This is a genomic window from Streptomyces sp. NPDC002701 (assembly GCF_042889045.1).
GTDB lineage: Bacteria > Actinomycetota > Actinomycetes > Streptomycetales > Streptomycetaceae > Streptomyces.
The window spans coordinates 288,004-311,329 of sequence record NZ_JBIAQL010000006.1; the positions used below are offsets into that span (position 1 = coordinate 288,004).

At 70.5% G+C, this 23,326-nt stretch carries 23 protein-coding genes and 1 pseudogene; 16 read left to right on the plus strand and 8 right to left on the minus strand.

The annotated features are described in order from the left end of the window. Positions 1–55: 55 nt before the first annotated feature. Entirely contained in the window at positions 56–931 is an 876-nt protein-coding gene (locus tag ACFYXC_RS19810) for a carbon-nitrogen hydrolase family protein (protein WP_389553254.1), read from the minus strand. Between the two features lie 182 nt (positions 932–1,113). On the opposite strand from ACFYXC_RS19810, the gene ACFYXC_RS19815 reads away from it, so the two are divergent. After that, positions 1,114–2,025, plus strand: coding sequence for a LysR family transcriptional regulator (locus ACFYXC_RS19815; RefSeq protein ID WP_388909653.1), 912 nt, complete (start codon positions 1,114–1,116; stop codon positions 2,023–2,025). Between the two features lie 149 nt (positions 2,026–2,174). Further along, a complete protein-coding gene (gene hisD, locus ACFYXC_RS19820; RefSeq protein WP_389553256.1) occupies positions 2,175–3,536 on the plus strand; it encodes a histidinol dehydrogenase in 1,362 nt (453 codons plus the stop codon). Between the two features lie 587 nt (positions 3,537–4,123). Here the strand turns inward: hisD (ACFYXC_RS19820) and ACFYXC_RS19825 are convergent. Then, positions 4,124–5,122, minus strand: coding sequence for a LacI family DNA-binding transcriptional regulator (locus tag ACFYXC_RS19825; RefSeq protein WP_389553258.1), 999 nt, complete (start codon positions 5,120–5,122; stop codon positions 4,124–4,126). A 229-nt stretch (positions 5,123–5,351) separates the two neighbouring features. Between ACFYXC_RS19825 and ACFYXC_RS19830 the strand changes: the two genes are divergently transcribed. The 6 genes from ACFYXC_RS19830 (at position 5,352) to ACFYXC_RS19855 (ending at position 11,372) form a co-directional block, all read left to right on the plus strand. Further along, positions 5,352–6,491 (plus strand): cupin domain-containing protein, encoded by a 1,140-nt coding sequence (locus tag ACFYXC_RS19830; RefSeq protein WP_389553260.1) that lies wholly within the window; start codon positions 5,352–5,354, stop codon positions 6,489–6,491. Positions 6,492–6,496: 5 nt separating this feature from the next. Further along, entirely contained in the window at positions 6,497–7,339 is an 843-nt protein-coding gene (locus ACFYXC_RS19835) for an alpha/beta fold hydrolase (RefSeq protein WP_389553262.1), read from the plus strand. Between the two features lie 70 nt (positions 7,340–7,409). Beyond that, positions 7,410–8,720: a histidinol dehydrogenase gene (gene hisD / locus ACFYXC_RS19840; RefSeq protein WP_389553264.1), complete on the plus strand. Its 1,311-nt coding sequence runs from the start codon at positions 7,410–7,412 to the stop codon at positions 8,718–8,720. After that, positions 8,717–9,487, plus strand: a complete 771-nt coding sequence (locus ACFYXC_RS19845) for an SDR family NAD(P)-dependent oxidoreductase (protein ID WP_389553266.1) — start codon at positions 8,717–8,719, stop codon at positions 9,485–9,487. Before hisD (ACFYXC_RS19840) ends, ACFYXC_RS19845 begins: the two co-directional genes overlap by 4 nt. After that, on the plus strand, positions 9,484–10,305 hold the full coding sequence (locus ACFYXC_RS19850; protein ID WP_389553268.1) for an HpcH/HpaI aldolase/citrate lyase family protein: 822 nt from the start codon (positions 9,484–9,486) through the stop codon (positions 10,303–10,305). Before ACFYXC_RS19845 ends, ACFYXC_RS19850 begins: the two co-directional genes overlap by 4 nt. 68 nt (positions 10,306–10,373) lie before the next feature. Then, a complete protein-coding gene (locus ACFYXC_RS19855; protein WP_389553270.1) occupies positions 10,374–11,372 on the plus strand; it encodes an ester cyclase in 999 nt (332 codons plus the stop codon). A gap of 198 nt (positions 11,373–11,570) precedes the next feature. Here ACFYXC_RS19855 and aztA read toward each other — a convergent pair whose 3' ends face one another. Next, complete coding sequence (gene aztA / locus ACFYXC_RS19860; protein ID WP_388909678.1) at positions 11,571–12,314, minus strand: zinc ABC transporter ATP-binding protein AztA; 744 nt, start codon at positions 12,312–12,314, stop codon at positions 11,571–11,573. A gap of 15 nt (positions 12,315–12,329) precedes the next feature. On the opposite strand from aztA, the gene aztB reads away from it, so the two are divergent. The 4 genes from aztB (at position 12,330) to aztD (ending at position 16,795) form a co-directional block, all read left to right on the plus strand. Continuing rightward, positions 12,330–13,181 carry a zinc ABC transporter permease AztB gene (gene aztB / locus ACFYXC_RS19865; RefSeq protein WP_389553273.1) on the plus strand — a complete coding sequence of 284 codons (852 nt, stop codon included), beginning with the start codon at positions 12,330–12,332 and terminating at the stop codon, positions 13,179–13,181. A 56-nt stretch (positions 13,182–13,237) separates the two neighbouring features. Further along, a complete protein-coding gene (locus ACFYXC_RS19870) occupies positions 13,238–14,479 on the plus strand; it encodes a hypothetical protein (RefSeq protein WP_389553275.1) in 1,242 nt (413 codons plus the stop codon). Continuing rightward, positions 14,476–15,465 carry a zinc ABC transporter substrate-binding protein AztC gene (gene aztC, locus ACFYXC_RS19875; RefSeq protein WP_388909685.1) on the plus strand — a complete coding sequence of 330 codons (990 nt, stop codon included), beginning with the start codon at positions 14,476–14,478 and terminating at the stop codon, positions 15,463–15,465. The genes ACFYXC_RS19870 and aztC overlap by 4 nt, the downstream gene beginning before the upstream one ends. A gap of 118 nt (positions 15,466–15,583) precedes the next feature. Then, positions 15,584–16,795, plus strand: a complete 1,212-nt coding sequence (aztD, locus tag ACFYXC_RS19880; RefSeq protein ID WP_389553277.1) for a zinc metallochaperone AztD — start codon at positions 15,584–15,586, stop codon at positions 16,793–16,795. Positions 16,796–16,884: 89 nt separating this feature from the next. On the opposite strand, the gene ACFYXC_RS19885 is transcribed toward aztD, so the two are convergent. The 5 genes from ACFYXC_RS19885 to ACFYXC_RS19905 form a co-directional block, all read right to left on the minus strand. Next, positions 16,885–18,117, minus strand: a complete 1,233-nt coding sequence (locus ACFYXC_RS19885; RefSeq protein WP_389553279.1) for a glutaminase — start codon at positions 18,115–18,117, stop codon at positions 16,885–16,887. Positions 18,118–18,186: 69 nt separating this feature from the next. Continuing rightward, positions 18,187–18,528, minus strand: a complete 342-nt coding sequence (locus ACFYXC_RS19890; RefSeq protein ID WP_389553281.1) for a GNAT family N-acetyltransferase — start codon at positions 18,526–18,528, stop codon at positions 18,187–18,189. Positions 18,529–18,680: 152 nt separating this feature from the next. Continuing rightward, entirely contained in the window at positions 18,681–19,664 is a 984-nt protein-coding gene (locus ACFYXC_RS19895; RefSeq protein ID WP_389553283.1) for a pirin family protein, read from the minus strand. An 8-nt stretch (positions 19,665–19,672) separates the two neighbouring features. Then, positions 19,673–19,978 (minus strand): GNAT family N-acetyltransferase, encoded by a 306-nt coding sequence (locus ACFYXC_RS19900; RefSeq protein ID WP_388909699.1) that lies wholly within the window; start codon positions 19,976–19,978, stop codon positions 19,673–19,675. Positions 19,979–20,190: 212 nt separating this feature from the next. Beyond that, complete coding sequence (locus ACFYXC_RS19905) at positions 20,191–20,658, minus strand: MarR family winged helix-turn-helix transcriptional regulator (RefSeq protein WP_388909702.1); 468 nt, start codon at positions 20,656–20,658, stop codon at positions 20,191–20,193. A 347-nt stretch (positions 20,659–21,005) separates the two neighbouring features. On the opposite strand from ACFYXC_RS19905, the gene ACFYXC_RS19910 reads away from it, so the two are divergent. The 4 genes and pseudogenes from ACFYXC_RS19910 (at position 21,006) to ACFYXC_RS19925 (ending at position 23,325) form a co-directional block, all read left to right on the plus strand. Beyond that, positions 21,006–21,662, plus strand: coding sequence for a hydrolase (locus ACFYXC_RS19910; RefSeq protein WP_389553490.1), 657 nt, complete (start codon positions 21,006–21,008; stop codon positions 21,660–21,662). A gap of 112 nt (positions 21,663–21,774) precedes the next feature. Beyond that, positions 21,775–22,083 (plus strand): GNAT family N-acetyltransferase, encoded by a 309-nt coding sequence (locus tag ACFYXC_RS19915; RefSeq protein WP_389553285.1) that lies wholly within the window; start codon positions 21,775–21,777, stop codon positions 22,081–22,083. 40 nt (positions 22,084–22,123) lie between these two features. Beyond that, positions 22,124–22,348: pseudogene (locus ACFYXC_RS19920) on the plus strand ((4Fe-4S)-binding protein); the annotation flags it as partial. A gap of 137 nt (positions 22,349–22,485) precedes the next feature. Beyond that, entirely contained in the window at positions 22,486–23,325 is an 840-nt protein-coding gene (locus ACFYXC_RS19925; RefSeq protein ID WP_389553286.1) for an alpha/beta fold hydrolase, read from the plus strand. The last annotated feature ends 1 nt before the right edge of the window (position 23,326 follow it).

Sequence of the window (23,326 nt, forward strand, 5' to 3'; positions counted from 1 at the left end):
ATGGTGTCCGGCCGGGCGACACGGGACGTGCGGCGCGCTCAGGCCGGCGGGCGGCTCACGGACCGGCCCCGCGGCGCCAGCGCTCGGGGTCGATCCGGCCCGCGTACAGGGGGAGTTCGAGCGGCGGCTGACCCTCCACGAACGGGTCCCACACCCGGGTCAGGCCCGCGGTTCCCCGCGTGCGCACCCGGCGGGCCTCTCCGAGGTCGAGCACATCGGTCAGGACCTCTTCGGGACCGGGCCCCGCCTCGGCACGTACATGCCCCTCGGGGTCCACGACGACGCTGCGCCCGACGCCGTCCGGCGCCGCCGCGTTGACGCTGGCCATGAACACCTGGTTCACGATCGCGTTGGCCTGTGCCAGCACGACCTCCTGGGCGCGGTCGACGGTGGGCGTGCGCACCAGGTTCAGTACGAGGTCGGCGCCCTGCCAGGCCAGGTGGCGGGTGGTCTCGGGGAACCAGGCGTCGTAGCAGATCGTCAGGCCCACACGTCCGTGACCGGCCATGTCGAAGACCACGAAGCTGTCGCCGGACGCGGTGGTCTCGTAGGGCCGCCACGGGAAGATCTTGCGGTACTCCGCGACCCGTTCGCCCGTGGGCGAGTAGACGGGAGCCGTGTTGTAGATCCGGCCGTCCGCGCCCTGCTCGTAGACACTGCCGGGCACGAGCCAGATGCCCCGTTCACGTGCGAGGGCGGCCAGCCGGGCGCCACGCGGCCCGTCCAGCGGCTCGGCCGCCGCGGTCATGACCGTCGCCGGATCCTCGCCGGGCCCGTGGCCGCACAGCTGCAGTTCCGGGTAGGCCAGCAGCCGCACACCGGGGTGCGCCTCGGTGACGCGGCGTACGTCCGCGGCGAACGCGTCCAGGTCGTCGGCGGCGTGATGCCGCGCGGCCGCCTGGACGAGGCCGATCGACAGGGGGGTGGTCATCGCGGGTGCAGCCTTCCGCGCTCGGGGCGTCCGGGGGTGCGGCCGAGCCAACCATCGTGCCGCCCACGGGACAAGTCCCGTTTCCCCAGCGGCACCCACAGGAAGACCCAGTGGATCCGCGGCCTAGCCGGCCGGACATCCACGCGGATCACCGATACGACACGACAGGACAGGGACAACGGATGACCCTCAACCAGCTGAGGGCCTTCGTCGAGGCGGAGCGACTGGGGTCGTTCACCGCGGCGGCGCGGGCCATGGACATCGCCCAGGCGTCCGCCTCCGAGCTGGTGCGCCGGCTCGAGACGGAGCTGGACACCGAGCTGTTCGCGCGTGGCAGCCGCACCCTGACCCTGACCTCGGCCGGTCAGGAGCTTCTCCCGTACGCCCGGCGGGCCCTCGCGGCAGCGGAGAGCGGGACCCGGGCGGTACGCTCCCTCGGTTCGCTCGGCGGCGGAACCGCGACGTTCGGAGTACTGCGCAACGCGGACTACTACCTGCTGTCCGACCTCGTGCGGCTGTTCCACGCCCGGTATCCGTCCGTCCGGGTCCGGCTCGTGGGGCAGAACTCGGCCGAGACCGCGGCGGCGGTGGCCGCGGGACGGATCGAGGCGGGTCTGGTGGTGCTGCCGATCGACGACGACGGACTGGTGGTGACCCCGCTGCTGCGCGACGAGGTCTTCTTCGTCAGCGCGAGCGAGGAACGGACCCGTACGCCCGTGACCATGGAAGCCTTCGCCCAGGCCCCCTTGGTTCTCTACGACGCCCACTACGGGTGGCGGGACCCCACACGGAGACAGCTGGCGGAGCGGGCCCAGCTCGCCGGGGTCCGCATCGATCCGCTGATCGAGCTCGAACACGTCGAGGCCGCGCTGGGCCTGGTGGCCGCCGGGGTGGGCGACACGATCGCGAGCCGGGCCGTGGTGACCGGCCCGGCGTTTCCCGCGGGGCTGCGCACCGTCCCGTTCGCCGACCCCCTCTACGACACGATCGCCCTGGTCAAACGACGGGGCCATCCGCTGTCGCGGGCCACGAGGGAGCTTGCCCGGATCGCCGAGGACACCCTGCGCGAACTCCGTGGCGACCTTGGTCTCTGACCGGACGCGCACATGGACGCGCGCATGGACGGGTGCACGGACGGGGCAGGGCTGCGGAAAGGGCTCGGCCGGGGGACAGGCAAACCCTGTGGTTCGGACAGGAAGTGCCCCTCTGGTCCTGTGGCGGCCCCGCGTCTAGCGTCCCTGCCATGCAGATCACGCACGCCGAAGCACAGACCCTCCCCCCGTTCCAGTGGCTCAAGAAGCCGGCTGTCGACGGCCCTCCCGCCCAGCGCGACCCCCAGGTGGTCGAGCGGGTCTCCCGGATGCTGGCGGAGATCGAGCGCGAGGGCATGGACGCGGTGCGCGCCTACGCCCAGGAGCTGGACGGCTGGTCCGGTGACCTGGAGATCGGGGCCGCCGACCTGGAGAAGTCGGGGGACGCCCTGCCCCCGGACGTCCGCACCGCGCTGGAGATGGGTCATGAGCGCACCCGCCGGTTCGCCGTCGCGCAGCGCGAGCACCTGACGGACTTCGAGACGGAGGTCGCCCCCGGTGTCGTCGGCGGGCAGCGCCACGTCCCCGTCCGGCGCGTCGGCGCGTACCTGCCGGCCGGCCGTTTCCCGCTGCTCGCGAGCGCCTTCATGACGGTGAACGTGGCGAAGGCCGCCGGGGTCCCCACCGTGCTGGCGTGTACACCTCCCTCGGGTGAGCACGGCGCGCACCCTGCCGTGCTGTACGGCGCCCATCTCTCCGGCGCCGACCGGGTGTTCGCGCTCGGCGGTGTCCAGGCGCTCGGTGCGATGGCCTTCGGTCTGCTGGGCGAGGCCCCGGTCGACATGCTGGTCGGCGCGGGCAACGCGTACGTCACCGAGGCGAAGCGGCAGTTGTTCGGCCGGGTCGGCATCGACCTGCTGGCCGGGCCCTCCGAGGTCGCCGTCATCGCCGACGACAGCGCCGACCCGGTGTGGGTCGCCGCGGACCTGCTGGGCCAGGCCGAGCACGGCCCCAACTCACCCGCCGCCCTGATCACCACGTCCGAGGCCCAAGGCCGCGCCGTACTGGCGGAGATGGACCGGCAGTTGGCGTCCCTGGCCACCCGGGACATCGCGGGCCCGGCGTGGCGCGACTTCGGTTCCGTCATCGTGGTGGGTGACCGGGCCGCCGCCGTCGCCGTCGCCGACGTGATCGCTCCCGAGCACCTGGAGATCCAGACCGAGGACGACGACTACTACCTGGAGAACCTCTCCAACTACGGCTCGCTGTTCATCGGGTCGTGGTCCACGGTCGCCTACTCGGACAAGGGCATCGGCGGCACCAACCACGTGCTGCCCACGGGCAAGACCGCCCGCTACAACGCGGGGCTCTCCGTCTCCCGCTTCCTGAAGCCGCTGACGTACCAGCGCGCGTCGAAGGAGGGGACGGCTTCCCTGGCTCCGGCGGTCGAACGCATCTCGGCCTTCGAGGGGCTGGCGGCGCACGGCGCCACCGCGACGCTCCGCATCGACCGGATCGGGCGGACGTCCGGCGCGTTCGCCGACATCCCGGCCGCTCTGCGCGACCGGCTGTGACGCCCTCGCGTGCCGCCGCGTGCTGCGACACGCGGAGCGGGCGCACGTTGCCGATGGGCCGCGACATGCCGTGCGCCGGCACGCTGCCGACGGCCTGCGACACGCGATGCCGACGCACGTTGCCGATGGGCCGCGACATGCCGCGTGGCGGCACGCTACCGGCGGCCTGCGACGTGGCGGCGGCCGGCGCACCGCGCGCGGCGGTCGGGCCGCCACGCGCAGTGCGGACGCACGCTGTCGATGGCCGCGACACACCGTGTGTGGCAAGCTCCCGCGACACGCGGTGCCGCAGCACGCTGCCGACGGCGCTCGGACAGCACACCCCCGCCGCCATGTACGGGCAGGCGGGTGTGCGGCCGGGCCTGCGGTTCAGGCCCCCCACCGCTTGGGGCGACGCGACGCGGCGACGGCGAACTGGTCACGACCGGACCTGATCATGGCCGGACCCGGTCACCGCCGGACGCCGTCGCCGCCCAACCCGGTCGCCGCCGGACCCGGTGCCGACGGCATCCGGAAGGTGCGGACGGCATCCAGAACGCGCCCCGACGGCATCCGGAACATGCCGACGAAATCCGTGACCCGCCGGCTCAGCCGACGCGGGCGTGGGTGGCGCGAGGCACGAACTCGGTCGGCAGCACCAGTCGTTCACCGGCGGGGTCGACGTCCCCGGCGATCCGCCGGACCAGCAGGCGCGCCGCCTGACGCGACAGCTCCCGCAGATCGTGCCGGACGGTGGTGAGCCGGAACACCTCCCAGGCCGCCATCGGAAGGTCGTCGAAGCCGATGACGGTGAGGTCGTCGGGGACCCTGACACCGGCAGCGAGGGCCGCGTTCAGGACCCCGATGGCCACGACGTCGTTGCCGCAGAACACCGCCGTGGGCGCCTCTTCGGCGCCGAGCAGCGCGGGCAGCGCGCGGTAACCGGTGTCGTACTCGAAGGCCCCGCGCACCACCCGGTCCTCCGGCAGCCCGACGCCCGCCTCGGCGAGGGCCAGCCGGAAGCCCATCTCCCGCTCGCGCCCCGTCGTGGTGTTGGGCGCGCCGAAGAGGCCGGCGACACGCCGGTGCCCCAGGGCGACGAGTTCCTGGGCGACGAGCCGTCCGCCGCCCTCGTTGTCGACGACGGAGGCGAAGTCGCCGGCCCGGCCCGTGTCGCGGTTGAGGAAGACGTAGGGCATACCGCGCCGCTCCAGCTGGTCGGGCAGGCGGGAGTCGGTGGTGGCGGTGGCGAGGACGACGCCGTCCATCGACTGGTCGAGCAGCTTCTCCCCGGCGACCGCCTCGTCGGACCGCTCGGTGATCAGCATCATCCGGTAGCCGAGACTGCTCAGTTCGTCGTGGAGCGGGGCGACGACGTGTGGGTAGAACGGGTTCGTCAGATCGGTGACGATGACGCCGACCCGCCGTGTGGCACGCGTCGAAAGGGTGCGTCCGGCTTCGCTCGGCACGTAGTTCAACGCCTGGGCGGCCCGCATGACCTTCTCCCGCGTGGCCTGGGAGACCCGGGGGTCGTCGCGCAGCGCACGGGAGACCGTGGGCTGCGAGACACCGGCCAGCCTGGCCACGTCGTGACTGGTGATCCCCATCGGCCCTCTCCTCGTCGCCCACGCCGTCCAAGGCGTTCTCCGGTCACGTCACTATACGTATGCCAGCGAGGAGTGGCCCCGGATGACGTTGACTCCGTGCAGCCTGTTCCAGTTCTCGCACTCGCCAACGGGCCATGCGTCGGCCAACGGAAGGAACACCCCTTGACATCCCCGCCCCGAGACCCGTTCATGGGATACATACGTATTCATCGACCATCGAGGAGCGGTCATGCCCGATGTCACCGTCACCCGCGACGAGCTGGCCCGCCGTACGGTGCGCCGCAGCGACTTCGTCTCCTGCAACCAGGCGTTCATCGACTGCCGTACGCCCGGTTCGGACCGCAAGGAGAACTACGCGATGATCGGGCCGGGCGTCTCGCAGGCCGCCGGCCAGCACGTCAACCTCCGGCTGCCGCACGGCTACAACATCGGCGCCGCCGCGATGCCGCACGGCATCACCAACAACCTGCACCTGCACTACACGGCCGAGGTGTTCATCTGCACCGAGGGCGAGTACCTGCTGCGCTGGGGCGCCGACGGCACCGAGGGCGAACTCACGCTGAGGGCGGGGGACATCGCCTCCGTCCCGACCTGGATCTTCCGCGGCTTCACCAACACGGGACCGGACGGCGGCTGGCTCTTCACCGTGCTGGGCATGGACGACACCGGCGGCATCATCTGGGGCCCGTCGGTCCTGCGGGAGGCACAGCAGCACGGCCTGTACCTCACCGCCGACAACGAACTCGTCGACACCGTCGCCGGCGACACCCTCCCGCCGGAGTCCGAACTCATCAGCCCGCTGGCCCGGGAACACCTCGACCGGCTGCGCCACTACACCCCCGACGAGATGCGTCGCCGGATCGCCTCCGCGGACGAGCTGGTCTTCTCCGAGCACCCCTTCCTCGACAGCGGCCTGCCCGGCGGCGGCGCCCGGCTGAGCTGCGTCATCGGCTACGGCATGACCGAGGACCCGCACCAGGAGCCCCGCGTCTTCAATCCACACGGACACAACGTCGCCTGGCTCCGCGCCGACCCCGGACAGGGCGTTTCGACACACCGCCAGCACGAGACCCAGACCCTGATCGTGAAGGACGGCCTGTGGGAGGTCACCCTCAACCGCACCGACCCCGTCCCGGTGCGTCTCGGCCCCCGCGACCTCCTCTCCGTCCCGCAGGACGCCTGGCGCACCGTACGCAACGTCGGCGACGAGCGGGGAGACCTCCTCGTGGTCAACTCCGGTGACGGACGGGTCCGTCTGGAGTGGGACGAGGAGGTTCTCAAGAGCGCGGCGGACGCGGGCCTGGGCATCGACCACAACGGGTACGTCGCCCCGTACGCGCTGCTGCCCCGCTCCGCGCGCTCCTGGTGACCGGTGTGACCTACGAGGACACGGCCGGTCCGCTGCCGCTCGTCGTCGTCCCCGGGATGCTCTGCGACGCGCGCCTGTGGAACGGCATCCGCTTCCCCGAGGGCCACGACGTCCGTCACGTCGCCCTGCGACGGCCCGACATCGGGGCGCTGGCCGACGACGTACTCGCTTCCGCCCCCGGCCCGTTCGTGCTGGTCGGCCTCAGCCTCGGAGCCATCGTCGGCTTCGAAGTCCTGCGCCGCGCACCCCGGCGCGTCGCCGGCCTGTGCGTGATGGCGACGAACGCGGGCGCACCGCGCCGCGAGCAGTACGCGGCCTGGCGTGCGATGGACGGCCTGATCGCGGCCGGCCGGTTCGAGGACGTCGTCGAAGGGACGCTGCCGGACATGTTCCCCGACCGGAGCCCGACGCCGGAGGGCGCGTGGCGCTACCGCGCCATGGCACGCGCCGTGGGTGCCACCGCCGCCCGCGCCCAGCTCGCCGCGCAGGCGACCCGCAGGGACGCGGCCGATGTCCTGAGCACCGTCCGCTGCCCCACCGTGGTCCTGGCCGGGGCACGGGACACGCTGTGCCCGCCCGCCTTCCACCACGCGATCGCGGACACCGTCCCGGGAGCCGACCTGAGACTGCTGCCCGACGCGGGACACCTGCTGCCGTTGCAGCGACCCGAGGCGGTGACAGCCGCGCTGCGCGAACTGGTCGAGACCGTCACCCGGACGGGGCCCACGGGCGTCGGCCGTACGGGATCCGCGGCCGTCGACCATACGGGATTCGCGGCCGTCGCTCGTACGGCACCGGCGACCGTCGCGCGTACGGGACCCACGGCCGCGCCCCGAGCGTTTCCCTGATCCGACCCTCGACCCTCGACCCTCGCCCCGCCCCCTCACCCCCCTTCGTCTCCAGCGGAAGAGAGCCGTCATGCCCCGACACCTCAAAACTCCCGTCCCCGCCGCGCAGGTGACCGCGGCCCGGGCCGATGTCGCCGAGCGCGTCCGCGTCATCCTCGACGACATCCGCGAGCGCGGCGACGACGCGGTCCGCGGGTATTCCCAGAAATTCGACAACTGGAGCCCCGAGTCATTCCGCCTGGCCCCTGACGAGATCCGGCGGATCGTCTCCCGGGTCCCCGGCACGGTCCTGGACGACATCCGCTTCGTACAGAGGCAGGTCCGTACGTTCGCCCGGGCCCAGCGTGACGCACTCGCCGACATCGAGATCGAGACACTGCCCGGCGTCCGCCTGGGCCACCGTCACATCCCCGTCTCCGGGGCCGGCGCGTACGTGCCCGGTGGCCGCTACCCCCTGACGGCGTCGGCCCACATGACGATCGTGACCGCCAAGGTGGCGGGCGTCCCCCGCGTCGCCGCCTGCACCCCGCCCATCCACGGCGAGATCCCCGCCGCGACGGTCGCCGCGATGCACCTCGCCGGGGCCGACGAGATATACCTGCTGGGCGGCGTCCAGGCCGTCGCGGCACTCGCCGTGGGCACCGAGACCGTCCCACGTGTCCCGATGATCGCGGGCCCGGGCAACGCGTACGTGGCGGAGGCCAAGCGGCAGTTGTTCGGTGAGGTGGGCATCGACCTGTTCGCCGGGCCGACCGAGATCCTGGTGATCGCCGACGAGCACGCGGACCCGTTCGTGGTGGCCGTCGACCTGCTCTCGCAGGCCGAGCACGGACCTGACTCCCCGGCCGTGCTGGTGACCACCTCCGAGGAACTGGGCCGCGAGGTCGAACGGCACGTCGAACGCCTGCTGCCCGGTATGCCCACCCGGGACTTCGCCGAGCCGGCCTGGCGCGACCACGGGGAGATCGTGGTGGCCGACACCCTCGACGAGGCGTTCGGGATCGCCGACGCCTACGCCAGCGAACACGTGGAGGTGCTGACCGAGAACCCGCGCCAGGCACTGGAGAAGATGCGGGACTACGGCGCGCTCTTCCTCGGCGAGGGCACCTGCGTCTCCTACGGCGACAAGGTCATCGGCACCAACCACGTCCTGCCCACCCGGGGCGCCGCCCGCTACACCGGTGGCCTGTGGGTCGGAAAGTACCTCAAGACGGTGACGTACCAGGAGGTGACCGACCCCGCGTCCGCCGCGCTGCTCGGCGAGGTGTGCGGCCGGGCCGCCAGGGTCGAGCTCTTCGAGGGCCATGCCCGCTCCGGTGACGTCCGCGCCGCGAAGTACGGCAACGGCACCCTGCCGTGGAACGAGGAGGGCGCCGCATGAGTGATCCACTGGACGGTCGCACCGCGCTCGTCACCGGGGGAGGCAGCGGACTCGGCCGGGCGGTCGCACGCTCCCTGCTCGCCGACGGCGCCCGAGTGGTGATCACGGGTCGTGACGAGGCAGCGCTCAAGGGGACCGCGGCGCGCCTCGGCCCGCGGGTCTCTTACCGCGTCTGCGACGTCTCCCGCCCCGCCGACGTCGAGGAGCTGGCCCGGAGCCTGGCCCTGGCCGGTGAGGAGGTATCGATCCTCGTCAACAACGCCGGCATCGCCGGCCCGGTGGCCCCGCTGACCGAGATCAGCCCGCGGGACTGGGACGAGGTCTTCGACGTGAACGTGCGCGGGGTCTACCTGATGTGCCGCGCCCTGCTGCCTGCCATGATCGCGCGCGGCGCGGGCGACATCGTCAACATCGCCTCGGTGTCGGGCAAACGCCCCCTGCTGCGGCGCACCCCGTACTGCGCGTCGAAGATGGCGGTCATCGGTCTCACGGCCACCCTGGCCGGCGAGGTCGGGCCGTTGGGCGTGACGGTCAACTCCCTTTCGCCCGGGCCCGTCTCAGGGCCGCGCATGGAGCGTAATTTCCGGCTGGAGGCGGAGCGCACGGGCAGCACCTACGAGCAGGCCGAGCAGGCGTTCGTGGCGCGCTCGGCCCTGGGGCGGATGGTGACAGAGGACGAGGTGGGCGGGGCCGTCAGCGCCATGCTGCGCATGCGCGGACTGTGCGGGGCCGACATCGACCTCTCCGCGGGGATGGTGGCCCGGTGACAGGTCCCGGCACACCGCGCCGCAGCCTCAAGCAGCGCCTGGCGGACGGCGAGCGGCTGCGGGGCGCCCTGTTCAGGCTCCCCTCGGAGACGCTGGTGGAGATGGCGGGGGTCGCGGGGCTCGACTACGTCGTCATCGACTGCGAGCACGGGTCGGCCGACACGGCACTGCTCCAGCACCACCTCACGGCCGCCGCGGCGCACGGGATTGACGCTCTCGTCCGGGTGGGCTCGGCAGAGCCCGCGCTCGCGCTGCGCTGCCTCGACCTGGGCGCCGCCGGGCTCATCCATCCGCACGTGGACAGCCGCGAGGACGCCCTGCGGGCGGTCGCCGCCAGCCACTATCCACCGTGGGGGCGCCGGGGGTTCGCCACCTACAGCAGAGCGGGCCGTTTCGGCACGGTCAAGGCCGCCGACCACGTGGTCGCGTCCCGCGAGACTCTGGTCGTGGCGATGGTCGAGACGCGGCGTGCCTGCGACGACGCCGACGCGATCGCCGGCACCGAGGGGGTGGACGCGGTCCTGGTGGGCCCCGCCGATCTGGCCGCGGACTGCGGCTTCCCGGAGCCCGGCGTCGTCGACGGCCTCATCACCCGGGCGCACGACGCGGCGCGGGCCAACAAGCGCGCGGTGATGACGATCGTGCCGGGCATCGACGCCGCCCGGGCCGCCGAACGCCGAGGCGACCAGCTGATCCTCTACAACATGGCTCACGTCCTCATGGACACCTTCCGCTCCCTGACCGCGCCCGGTACGACGGAGGAAGCCGAAGGCCAGCCCTCTGAGTCCATACGTATGTATCCCGCTTCCCCGGCGTGACCGCCATCCCTTTACATACGCATCCAGATACATACATCCACCCATTCACCCACAGGAGCGGAAGCATCATGTCCCTGGACCCCGTCGCATACCTTCCCTACAAGGATCCGGACGATTTCATCCGCGAGGTGACCGACCGCATCTGGGTCGACCGCGACATCGACCACATCGTCGAGAACTACGAGCCCGACTCGATCGTGCACACCAGCCTCGGCACCGTGGCCGGGCGGGACGGTGTCATCGAGGGCAGCACGATCCGTATGAGCGAAGCGCCGGGCCACATCGGCCAGGCCGAGGACGTGGTGTGGGAGGCGCGCGGCAACGACGCCTTCCTCAGCTCGCACCTGGTCTTCTCCGCCGACGAGCACCTCGTGGAGGGCCGTCACCTCCGCATCCGCAAGCGCACGGTGGCCAACTGCCTGTACCGCCGCGGCCGGATGGTCGAGGAATGGGTGGTACGCGATGACCTGGCCGACTGCCTGCAGAGCGGCCAGGACCCGGACGAGGCGGCCCGCGGGCTGACGTTCCAGGGATATACCGGTTCCATGCTGGAGGAGCCGCCGAACGACGTGCTGCTGCGGGGGGTCAGCGGTGCCCGTCCGGACGTCTTCCGTCCCGAGTGCGAGATGGTGCTCGAGTTCATCGACGAGGTGTGGACGCGGCGCCGGCTGCACCGCGTCAACGACTTCATGGTGCGCGACCTGTTCCTCCACACGACCGGCGACCGGACCGTCATCCGCCCCGAGCGCTACCAGAGCGATCTCCTCGCCATGGTCGGGCCCTTCCCCGACGCGCGGTTCGCGGTCCGCGACATCCAGACCAACCACTCACCGCGGTACGCGGGCCTGCGCGTGGCCGTCCTGTGGACCATGCACGGCACCTACCGCGGCGTCCCGGCCTTCGGCGCCCTCACCGGCCAACCGGTCACGGTGCTGGGTGTCTCGCAGTTCCTGATCCAGGAGGGCCGCATCGTGAAGGAGGTCCGCGTCTACGACGAGGTCTCGCTGCGTGCGCAGATCAACGCGGCACGCGGGGACGGGCCCCAGGTCGAGGCCAACATCTACTGAGCCTCCCGACACGGGTGGGCATCCGCGGATGCGAAGGACGCGAAGGATCAGGCTTCCGCGTCCCGCCGGCGGAACGTCGAGCGGGGCGCGGGGGCAGTCCGGGAGCGGTCCGGGGGCAGTCCGGGAGCGGTCCGGGGGCAGGCCGGGTGGCCGACCGGGGGAGTGGTCGAGACCGACATGTCGAGTTCCGGCGGGCTCTCAAAGAGGTTGCCAGATGCGGGCCAGCGCCGAGGTGGTGAGGACCTGGTCGGGATGTCCCTGCCCGGCGAGGTGGCCGTCCTGGAGCAGGAGGCAGGCGTCGGCCGTGCGTGCGACCTCCAGGTCGTGGGTGGCCTGGACGACGGTGACGCCGTCGGCGACCAGGGCCGTCAGCAGCGCCCCGATCCGTTCCCTGGCCTCCGGGTCCAGTCCGGTGGTCGGTTCGTCGAGCAGCAGCAGGTCCGACTCCTGGGCCACTCCCTGGGCGATCAGGGCGCGTTGACGTTGTCCGCCCGACAGTTCTCCCAGTTGGCGTGAGGCGAGGTCGCCGATGTCGAGCCGTTCGAGCGCGGCCTCCACGGTCGCGTGGTCCCGGCGGGTCAGTCGGCGCCACGGTCCGCGCTCGCCCCAGCGTCCCATCTCCACGGTCTGCCGGACCGTGAGCGGCAGAGTGTCGCCGACGGCTCCGCGCTGCGGGACGAACGCGGGCGGTACATCTCCGTCGCGGTGCAGTTCGCCGGATGTCGGATGGATCACACCGGCGAGCACGCCGAGCAGCGTCGACTTGCCGCTGCCGTTCGGTCCGACCAGTGCTGTCGTGGCCAACGCCGGTATCTCGGCGCTGAGTTGACGGAGGACGGGGCGCCCCGGATAGCCGGCGCACAGGTCGGTGAAGTGGACGCGAGAGACGCGCTCCGGGGGTGAGGCGGGCGAACGGCCCGGTGTGATGAACATGGTTTTCATTGTAGTGTCCCCGGCATGGAATGGTTGACGGCTCCGTTCGAGGTGTCCTTCGTGCAGCGAGCCCTGTGGGGCGGCATCCTCGTGTCCGCGATCTGCGCGCTGGCGGGCACCTGGGTGGTTCTGAGGGGAATGGCCTTTCTCGGCGACGCCATGTCCCACGGCCTGCTGCCGGGGGTCGCGCTGGCCGCGCTGTTCGGCGGCAACCTGATGGTGGGCGCGGTGGCCAGTGCCGCTGTCATGACGGCGGGCGTCACCGTCCTCGGACGTACACCGCGGCTGTCCCAGGACACCGGCATCGGACTGCTCTTCGTCGGCATGCTCTCGCTCGGCGTGATCATCGTGTCGCGCTCGCAGTCCTTCGCGGTGGACCTGACCGGCTTCCTGTTCGGTGACGTCCTCGCCGTCCGGCAGCAGGACCTCCTCCTGCTCGCGGGGGCGCTGTGCGCGGCGCTGGTGGTGTCGGTCCTTGGCCACCGTGCCTTCCTGGCCCTGGCGTTCGACTCACGTAAGGCACAGACCCTGGGGCTGCGCCCACGCCTGGCCCACGCCGTGCTGCTGGGCCTGCTCGGTCTGGCGATCGTCGCCTCGTTCCACATCGTGGGAACGCTGCTGGTCCTCGGCCTGCTCATCGCCCCGCCCGCGGCGGCCCTGCCGTGGGCCCGCAGCGTCCACGGGGTCATGGCCCTCGCCGCACTCCTCGGAGCGGCCGCCACGTTCGGCGGCCTGCTGCTGTCCTGGCACCTGAGCACCGCCGCCGGCGCGACCGTCTCGGCCCTCGCGGTGAGCCTGTTCTTCCTCTCCCACGTGCTGTCCGGCCTGCGGCACCGCCGTGCGCGCTTCGCCTCCGCCGCCGTAGTCAGCCCCTAGTCAGTCCGAAGTCAGCCACCTCCGAAGCCACTTGAAAGAAATATGAGCTGATCGTCATGACCGTCCGCAGAAACGCCACTCCGTGGGCTTCGGCCACACTGGTCCTCACCGCGCTGCTCGCCACGGGCTGTGCGGGACAGCAGGACAAGAACAACGACGCCCGGGCTGAGGCCAGTTCCGCGTCCGCCACTCCGCACGGCTATGTGGAGGGAGCGCGGGAGGCCGCCGAACAGCAGTCCCGCCTGCTCCTCAACGAGCCCGCCAGCGGAGAGACCCGGGTCCTCGACCTCATCACCGGCAAGACACACACGACGACCCGGGTGAAGGACGCCGTCGGACTGGGTACGGACGGAAGGTTCGGCTACCTCCACGCCCCCGGCGGCACGCACGTGGTCGACAGCGGCGCCTGGATGGTGGACCACGGGGATCACGTCCACTACTACAGCGCGGCGGTACGGGACGTCGGCGAACTCCCCGTGGGCGCGCCGGCACAAGTACGCAGCGATCGCGTCGTCACCGCGGCGACCGACCAGGACGGGCGGACCGTCCTGTACGCCCGCAGCAAGCTGGAGAAGGGCGAGATCGCGTCCTCCCGGACGCTCGCCGGCACCTACACCGGCGCCGTCATACCGTACGAGGAACACCTGCTGGCTTTCGTGGCCGAAAGCGGAACGACGAAGCTCGTCGTGCTCGACCGCGAGGGCAAGCGCGTCGCCGTCCTGGACACCGAGTGCGACGAGCCGCGCGGTGACGCCGTCACCCGGCGCGGGGTGGTGCTGGGCTGCGCCGACGGCGCCCTGCTCGTCAGCCACAAGGACGGCGCCTTCACCGCCGAGACCCTTCCCTACGACCAGGACGTCCCGGCGAAGGAACGAGCCACCGACTTCAGGCAGCGACCGGGCAGCGACACCCTCACCGCACCTGCCGGGGACGACGCCGTATGGGTCCTGGACGTCACCGACCGGACCTGGACCCGAGTGGACACCGGCCCCGTCATCGCGGCGAACACCGCCGGGGAGGGCGCCGCGCTGCTCGTCCTGGAGCACGACGGCTCACTGCACGGCTACGACATCGCCACCGGCAGGCACCTCACGCGGACCAAGCCGCTCCTCACCGGGAAGGAGCCGGCCGGCACCGACGGCAGCACCCCCGTGATCGAGGTCGATCGCAGCCGCGCCTACCTCAACGACCCGGAGGGCAAGAGGGTGTTCGAGATCGACTACAACGACGACCTGCGCATCGCGCGCACCTTTAGCGTGGACATCGAGCCGGTCCTCATGGCGGAGACCGGCCGATGAGCCGGACCGCGGCGAGACGGCGGGTGCGGGTGGGCGCGGCACGGCTGCGCGCTCTGATCGTGGGCCTGCTCGCCCTCGTCACGGCTGCGGCGACCGCCGCCTGCACCACCGGTGAGGATCGGCCCAGCATCGTCGTCACGACCAACATCCTCGGCGACATCACCCGGGAGATCGTCGGCGACGAAGCCGACGTCACCGTCCTGATGAAGCCCAACGCCGACCCGCACTCCTTCGGCCTTTCGGCGGTGCAGGCCGCCGAGCTGGAGAGCGCGGACCTGGTCGTCTTCAACGGCCTGGGACTGGAGGAGAACGTCCTGCGGCACGTGGACGCCGCCCGCGAGTCCGGCGTCGCCACCTTCGCGGCCGGCGAGGCAGCGGATCCGCTCACCTTCCGTACGGCGGGCGACGGCGGCCCCGAGGAGGGGGAGGGGCAGCCCGACCCGCACTTCTGGACCGATCCCGACCGGGTGCGCAAGATCACCGGCCTGATAGCGGACCAGGTGATCGAGCACGTCGACAGTGTGGACGACAACGCGATACGCGCCAACACCGACCGCTACGACGAGCAACTCGGCGAACTGACCTCCTGGATGCAGAAGTCCTTCGACCGGATTCCCGAGGACAAGCGCGCACTGGTGACCAACCACCACGTCTTCGGCTACCTCGCCGACCGCTTCGGTTTCAGGGTGGTGGGCGCGGTGATCCCCAGCGGCACCACGCTTGCCTCGCCCAGCTCCTCCGACCTGCTCTCCCTCACCAAGGCGATGGACAGGGCCGGTGTACGCACCGTGTTCGCCGACTCCTCCCAGCCCACGAAACTCGCCGAGGTCCTGCGCACGGAACTGGACGACCGGGTCCGGGTCGTCGAGCTCCACTCGGAGTCGCTGACCGCGAAGGGCCGAGGCGCCGACACCTACCTGCGGATGATGCGCGCCAACACCAGCGCCATGACCGAGGGCCTGACCGGCGGAACGACCGGCCGCTGATCGCCGTACCCCCGCCTCCCCGCACCACCGCATGCCTCCCCGCACCACGACGGGCACGGCCGACCGGGCCGAAGCAGTCACACAGCCGCCACCGCGCGGCGAGGAAAGGAACACACCGATGAACGAGTCCATACGCAACAGAGCTCTCACGGGTACGGCCCTCGCGCTGGCGGTGTCCACGGTTCTGACCGCCTGCGGAGGAGACGACTCCTCCTCCTCTTCCTCCTCCGACACCAAGGCTGAGGGCACCACCAGCGCGACGCCCACCGCCGCGGTCAAGGACCCGCTGGTCGCCACCTTCGACGGCGGTCTGTACATCCTGGACGGCACAGACCTCAAGCTGACCAAGACCCTCCAGCTCCCCGGCTTCAACCGGGTCAACCCCGCCGGCGACGAGGACCACGTCGTCGTCTCCACCGACACCGGCTTCCGCGTACTCGATGCCACCGGGCAGGCCCTCACCGGCATCGAGTACAAGGGCGCCAAGCCCGGACACGTCGTACGTCACGCGGGCAAGACCGTGCTCTTCACCGACGGCACCGGGGAGGTCAACGTCTTCGACCCCGCCGACCTGAGCAGCGGCAAGAAGCCGGAAGGCCGCACCTACGCCTCCGCCGAAGCGCACCACGGCGTCGCCATCGAACTGTCCAACGGTGAACTCCTCAGCACGCTCGGCACCGAGGAGAAGCGGACCGGCGCGCTGGTGCTGGACAAGAACAACAAGGAGATCGCACGCTACGAGAAGTGCCCCGGTGTGCACGGCGAGGCGGCCGCCAAGAACGAGGCCGTCGCCGTCGGCTGCGAGGACGGCATCCTGATCTACAAGGACGGTGAATTCACCAAGATCGACGCCCCCGACGACTACGGCCGCATCGGCAACCAGGCCGGCAGCGACCTGTCCCCGGTCCTGCTGGGCGACTACAAGACCGACGCCGAGGCCGAGTTGGAGCGGCCCACCCGTGTCTCCCTCGTCGACACGGAGAAGAAGAAGCTGCGTCTGGTCGATCTGGGCACCAGCTACTCCTTCCGGTCGCTGGGCCGCGGCCCGGCGGGTGAAGCACTCGTCCTCGGTACCGACGGAACGATCCGCGTGATCGACCCGGCGAGCGGCAGGATCGAGAAGAAGATCCCGGCCGTGGGCGAGTGGCAGGAACCGCTGGACTGGCAGCAGCCCCGGCCCACCCTGTTCGTCCGCGGCAACACCGCGTACGTCTCCGACCCCAGCGAGAAGGCCCTGCACGCCATCGACCTGCGGACCGGCAAGAAGAGCGCCTCCGTCACCCTGCCGGAAGGCACCAACGAGCTGTCCGGCGTCGTCGCCGGTCACTGACAGCCCTCGGTGACCTACCGCACCACTGTCCTTGCGGCTTGCGGGTCTGCGGCCTGCGGGTCGCGAGGACAGTGGGGCAGCCGGGCCGGTCAGACGACGTCCGGGTAACTGCCGTCTCCCAGATCAGGGTCCGGAAGGACGCCCGAGGGGTCGCGCACGGCGACCCTGCGCCCGTCCAGTCGCAGCCGGCGCAGCCCTTCGAGCGACATGCGACGGCCGAGGTCGGAGAAGGAATGCACCCGGGTGACGTCCAGAACCACGTCGGCCGAGTCGTTCGAGTCGGCCATCAGGTCCAGGAGCTCCGAAGCCGCGGTGAGCTGGATGTTGCCCTGCAGGGTGAACGTGACCGTGCCCCGTGACTCGCTCACGTCGACGGCGTCGAGCCGGCCCCGGTCGGCGGAGAACAGATGCATTCCCATGTCCTGGGAGAGCCGCTCGAAGACGAGACGCCCTCTCTGGCTGTTGCCGTGGGAGTCCAGGCGCGGGGAGAAGGTCCCGATGCCCACCCGGTCGGGCAGGACACCGACGATGCCCCCGGCGACGCCGCTCTTGGCGGGAATGCCGACACGGGTGAGCCAGTCGCCTGCCGCGTCGTACATTCCGGCCGCGGCCATGACGGCCATGACGTGCTGGGCGATGGCGGGGTCCATCACCCGTTCGCCGGTGACGGGCTGGACACCTCCGGTGGCGAGCGTCGCGGCCATCACGGAGAGGTCCCGGACGCTGACCAGGATCGAGCACTGGCGCGTGTATCCCTCGACGACGGAGGGCACGTCCCCGTCGAGAATGCCGTAGGTGCGCAGCATGTAGGCGAGGGCAAGGTTGCGGTGCGCGGAGGCGAGCTCTGAGGTGCACACCCGCTCGTCGACCTGCAGATCCCGGCCTGCGAGACGGGAGAAGAACGTCACCGCGCGGTCGACGCGATCGTCCTGGCCGGCCTCAGCGCCGACCAGGAGCGCATGCGTGGTGATGGCGCCGGCGTTGATCATGGGGTTCTTGGGCCGGTGGGTGTCCCCTTCGAGGGAGAGCTCGTTGAAGGCTTCGCCGGACGGCTCGACCCCGACGGCATCCAGGACGCGGTCGAGGCCGCGATCGATGATGGCGGCCGCATAGGCGAACGGCTTGGAGATCGACTGGATGGAGAACTCCGTGTCGGCGTCACCGGCGGCGTACGTGCGACCGAGCGTCGTGGTCAGCGCCATGCCGAAACGATCCGGGTCGGCTTCGGCGAGCTCGGGGATGTAGTCGGCGTTGGCGCCCCTGGTGTCGTCGCGCAGGCTGTCGAGCACTTCGTCGAGGTAGTCGGGCACGGGAGTCTTCATGAGGCAGGTCCCTCTGTCGCAAGCGGGGGAGGCGGCACGGGCGGTGGCTCGGGTGCGTGCCTGTGCGGTTCAGCGCAGAGCTTGGACATGCTCCGGGCTCACAGGGTCGACAGCGTCGTCGAAGTCGCGGTGCGTGGAGAGCCAAGCCTTGATGTAGGGGCAGACGGCGACGATGCGATGTCTCGCCCGGACGCTGGCGTCCAGAGCGATACGAGCAAGGATGCTGTCGAGACCGCGACCCTCGAACTCGTCGAAGACCACGGTGTAGTAGAAGATACGCTGTCGCGCCGAGTCCGCTCCGAGGTCCTCGTACATGGAGAACCCGGCGTGGACGTCGTCGAGGAGCACGTCGAAGCGGCTCTTGTCCGGGTGGTGGCGAACGGTGACCCCTTGCTCGTTCCGATCGTTCATCGCTGTGGTCCTCATGGTCGTCGATGGGGCCGGATCCCGCCGTCGGGGAGAGCGGAGCGACGTCGGCCGGGCCCCACCCAAGCGCGGACCCCCACGGACCGAACGTCCGGACGTGCACGGTCCCCGACGTGCACGGTTCCCAACGCGCACGGTCAGCGAGTACGGCCGCGGGCCTTGAGCGGGGTCGTGGGGAGGGCGGGTGCGGGCAACGGCGAGCCGTCGTAGCCGTCGACCGTGCCGAAACGGTCACCCGACATCCAGGCCGCACGCCCCTCGGCGATCTCCTCCTGAGTCCGTCCGATGAGGTTCCACCACATGATGATCTTCTCTTCGAACGGTTCTCCCCCGAGCAGCAGCAGCCCGGCGTCGCTCAGGGCGCGCAGCGGCAGCTCGGCACGTCCGGAGCCCAGATAGAGCATGGAGCCGGGGTCGAGACGTACCCCGTCGACCTCGGTGGCCCCGGACATCGTCAGCACGGCGTACTCGAAGTGCGGCTCCACCGGCAGCCGTACGTCCGCGCCTTCGGTGAGCGCGAGGTCCGCGCCGACCAGGGGTGTATACGTGCTGCCCGGCGAGACGGCGCCGTCCAGTGCGCCCAGGATGACGGTGGCCGTCAGTCCCGGGGCCGTGGCGACCGGCAGGTCGGCGTGGTGCTCGAAGGCGGGCGCGGTGTGGCGGTGCGCGTCGGGCAGCGCGACCCACAGCTGAGCGCCATGCAGCAGCCGGGGATGTGGCACGGCGCTCTGCTCGGCGTGCGCGATACCCCGTCCCGACGTCATCAGACCGAGCTGGCGAGGGCGCAGGAGCTGCGTGCTGCCGACACTGTCGCGGTGCAGAACCTCGCCCTCGTGCAGCCAGCTCACCGTCTGCAGGCCCATGTGCGGGTGGGGCGGCACCTGCATGCCGGGCTCGTCGGCGATGTCGTCGGGGCCGTAGTGGTCGACGAAGCACCAGGCGCCGACCATCCGTCGCCCCAGATTCGGCAGCAGCCTGCGTACGACCGTACTGCCCAGGTTCGCCTCGCGCGGGCGCAGCAGCTCCCTGACGGGCTCCGCGGACACATCCGCCCGGCCTCCGTACTCACGGAGCCCGGGCTGAACGGCATCAGTCGGCTCGGTCTGCCCCGTCTGTGGCACGGCCCGCCTCACAGGCCGAACCGCGCCCGTTGCCCCTGCGGCACCAGGTCGGCGTACTCGGGGTGCTTGACGATCCAGCCACGGATGAAGGGGCAGAAGGGAAGCACGGCGAGTCCTTGCTCCCTGGCCGCGCCGAGGGCCGCGCGGGCGAGTGCACCGCCGAGGCCCCTGCCCTCGAACCGCGGATCGATCTCCGTATGGAGGAAGGCGATCTCGTCCTGGTACCGGTGGTACTCGACAAAGCCGGCGAGCTCGTCGCCGTCGAAGACCTCGAAACGCGACTGGCCGGGATTGTCCGCAACGCGGGATTCCATCGCTCCTCCTCGGGATGGTCACTGCGCCGTCTTTCCTCCGCAGGGGGAGGAGACTTTCGCGGCAAGACAACCACCGGGATGGTTGACGTGTCAACCGTTGTCCCTGGGGGTGTGTGGGGAAGTGCCGCATCGCCCACCGAGCGGCGGAGATGCGGTTGGATGATGTATCAACTACCATGATGAGGCTGACGTCGGGCGCAGATCCGGATCCCTCAGTCGGGCTGCTTCTTCATGTGTTCCAAAACGCGGTCCGAGATCCGGGCGAGCGTGTCGAGTTCCTCCTGGGTGAGGGCCTCGATGAACAGCCGGCGCACGTGATCGACGTGTACGGGTGCGGCGTCTTCGATCGCCTTGTAGCCGGCGGGAGTTGCGACGATGAACGCTCCGCGTCCGTCGTCGGGGCATTCTTCCCTGGCGACCAGTCCGCGCTTTGTCATCCGCCTGACCTGGTGGGACATGCGGCTCTTCTCCCACTCCACCATCTTGGCCAGGTCCAGGAAGCGCATGCGTCCGCCGCCCCTTTCGGTGAGGCTCACCAGCACGATGTAGTCGGCGGGGGACATGCCGGAGTCGGACTGGACCAGGCGGGAGAGTCGCCCGATGAGCGTCTCCTGCATGCGGATGAAGCTGTCCCAGGCGGCCTTCTGCTCCGAGGTCAGCCAGCGAGGCGTTGCGTTCATTGAGGGAGTGTAACGACACCGTTGACAGCCCATCCATCCCGTTGACGTGGCTGATTCCACCCGATGTCCGGATTGCCCGACGCTATCTAGTTGACACGTCAACCGAGCGGAAATAATGTCGGTGATGCATCAACTAGCCAGCCACGTCAGGCCGTTGCTGGTTCTGCGGACCCTTGCTGACGCGGAGACCGCGTCAGGTAGTGGGGCTCGTCCACCGGCTTGTGGTGATGTTCGGCCGGCTCGGCCTCCGGGCCGCCGGCGAGGAGACGTACGACCGTATCGCCGCCGTCCAGATCGACGGTGTCCTGTTCGACCCCGCAGACACGAAGCAACCGGAGAGGGATCCCATGGGCAATGAAGTGAAGTCCGGCCTGCAGGCGCTGCTGACGCCCGAGGAGAGTGTCGTCGTCCTGATCGACCACCAGCCGTTCCAGTTCGCCAACCTGCACAGTCACGAACCCACGATGGTCGTGAACAATGTCGTCGGCCTCGCCAAGGCCGCCAAGCTGTTCGACGTACCGACCATCCTGACGACCGTGCTGGAGGAGCGCGGCGGCCACCTCATCAAGGGAATCCAGGATGTGTTCCCGGAGCAGAAGCCGATCAACAGGACCTTCATCAACACCTGGGAGGACGAACGCGTCGTCGATGCCGTCAAGGCGACCGGCCGCAAGAAGCTGATCATCGCCGGCCTCTGGACGGAGATATGTGTCGCGATGCCGGCGATACACGCGGTGGGCGAGGGCTTCGAGGTCTTCGCCGTCACCGACGCCTCGGGCGGTGTCTCCAAGGAGGCCCACGACATGGCCGTGCGGCGCATGGTCCAGGCGGGCGTGGTTCCGATCACCTGGATGGCCGTGCTGGGCGAGTGGCAGCGTGACTGGGCCCGCGAGAAGACCGTGCCGGGCGCCGCCGAGATCCAGGCGCAGCACGGCGGCGCCAGCGGGGTGGCCTTCGCCTGGGAGATGCAGCTCCTGGCCACGCCCACCGGAGGCGATGTCTGACGTGGCCACCGCCCCGGCACCTCCGGGCAGTCGAATGCTGAGGCAAGTTGATGCATCAACCATCGAGGGCTAGTGTGAGGCGAGGCCCACGCAGAGGACGTATGGAGGACACATGGCGGTAGAAGTGCGTGACGTTCCCGAAGCCAAGCGGTACGAGGCCCGGGTCGACGGTGAGTCCAAGGCGGCGGGCGTCGCGGAGTACATCCGTACGACGGAACTCGTCGCGTTCGTGCACACCGAGGTCTCGCCGGAGTACGAGGGCAGGGGAGTGGGGTCGGCGCTGGCCCGCACCGCCCTCGACGAGGCACGCGCCGCGAACCTGCGGGTGCTCGCCACCTGCCCGTTCATCGCGGAGTGGATCGCCCGGCACCCCGAGTACCAGGACCTGCTGTACCAGTCCCGCAGCAAGGTCAGCGACTGAACAGCCGGGCACGGCGCGACGCGGAGCGACGGAGGTCGGCATGAGCGGCGGGACCGAGAAGAAGGCGTACAGGGGTGAATCGATCACGGTGACCTTCGAGGCCGGGCGCTGCTTGCACGCCGCCGAGTGCGTCAGCGGTCTGCCGGAGGTCTTCGACCCGGCCGAGCGCCCGTGGATCCGGCCCGACGCCGCCGACGCCGAACGCGTGGCCGAGGTGGTGCGGCGCTGTCCCTCGGGGGCGCTGCGGTACGAACTCGCGGACGGCTGAGTGGGCGCCAGCGGCGACGCGGTGGTCTGCAACAGGGCGGTCGGGGAGGATCGGTACTAGCCTCGATCTTTCGTGATGGTCCGCCAACGGCCTGCGGGCCTCGATGTCCACAGCGACTCTGAAGGGACAAAACAATGGGGTACATCACCGTAGGGAATGAAAACAGTACACCGGTCGAGCTCTACTACGAGGACCAGGGTGAGGGCCAGCCCGTCGTCCTCATCCACGGGTATCCGCTGAACGGCCACAGCTGGGAGCGCCAGACGCGAGATCTCCTGGCCGCCGGACATCGCGTCATCACCTACGACCGCCGGGGTTTCGGCAAGTCGTCGAAGGTGAACTCCGGGTATGACTACGACACCTTCGCCGCCGACCTGAACACCGTGCTGGAGACGCTCGACCTTCGCGACGTCGTCCTGGTGGGCTTCTCGATGGGTACGGGCGAGGTTGCCCGTTACGTCTCACGGTTCGGACATGAAAGGGTCGCCAAGCTCGCGTTCCTGGCCTCGCTCGAGCCCTTCCTCGTCGCCCGGGACGACAACCCCGAGGGCGTGCCGCCGGAGGTCTTCGACGGCATCGAGGCAGCGGCGAAAGAGGACCGGTACGCCTGGTACACGGACTTCTTCTCGAACTTCTACAACCTTGAGGAGAACCTCGGCAAGCGGATCAGCCAGGAGGCCGTCACCGCGAGCTGGAACGTGGCGACGTCAAGTGCCCCCGTGGCGGCCTACGCGGTCGTTCCCGCTTGGATCGAAGACTTCCGCAGCGACGTCGAAGCGGTCCGCGACAGCGGCAAGCCGGCCCTGATCCTGCACGGCACGGCCGACAACATCCTCCCCATCGACGCCACGGCCCGCCGCTTTCGACGGGACCTGCCCGAGGCCCAGTACGTGGAGATCGAGGGCGCCCCGCACGGGCTGCTCTGGACGCACGCGGAAGAGGTCAATTCGGCCCTGCGCTCCTTCCTCGGCTAGA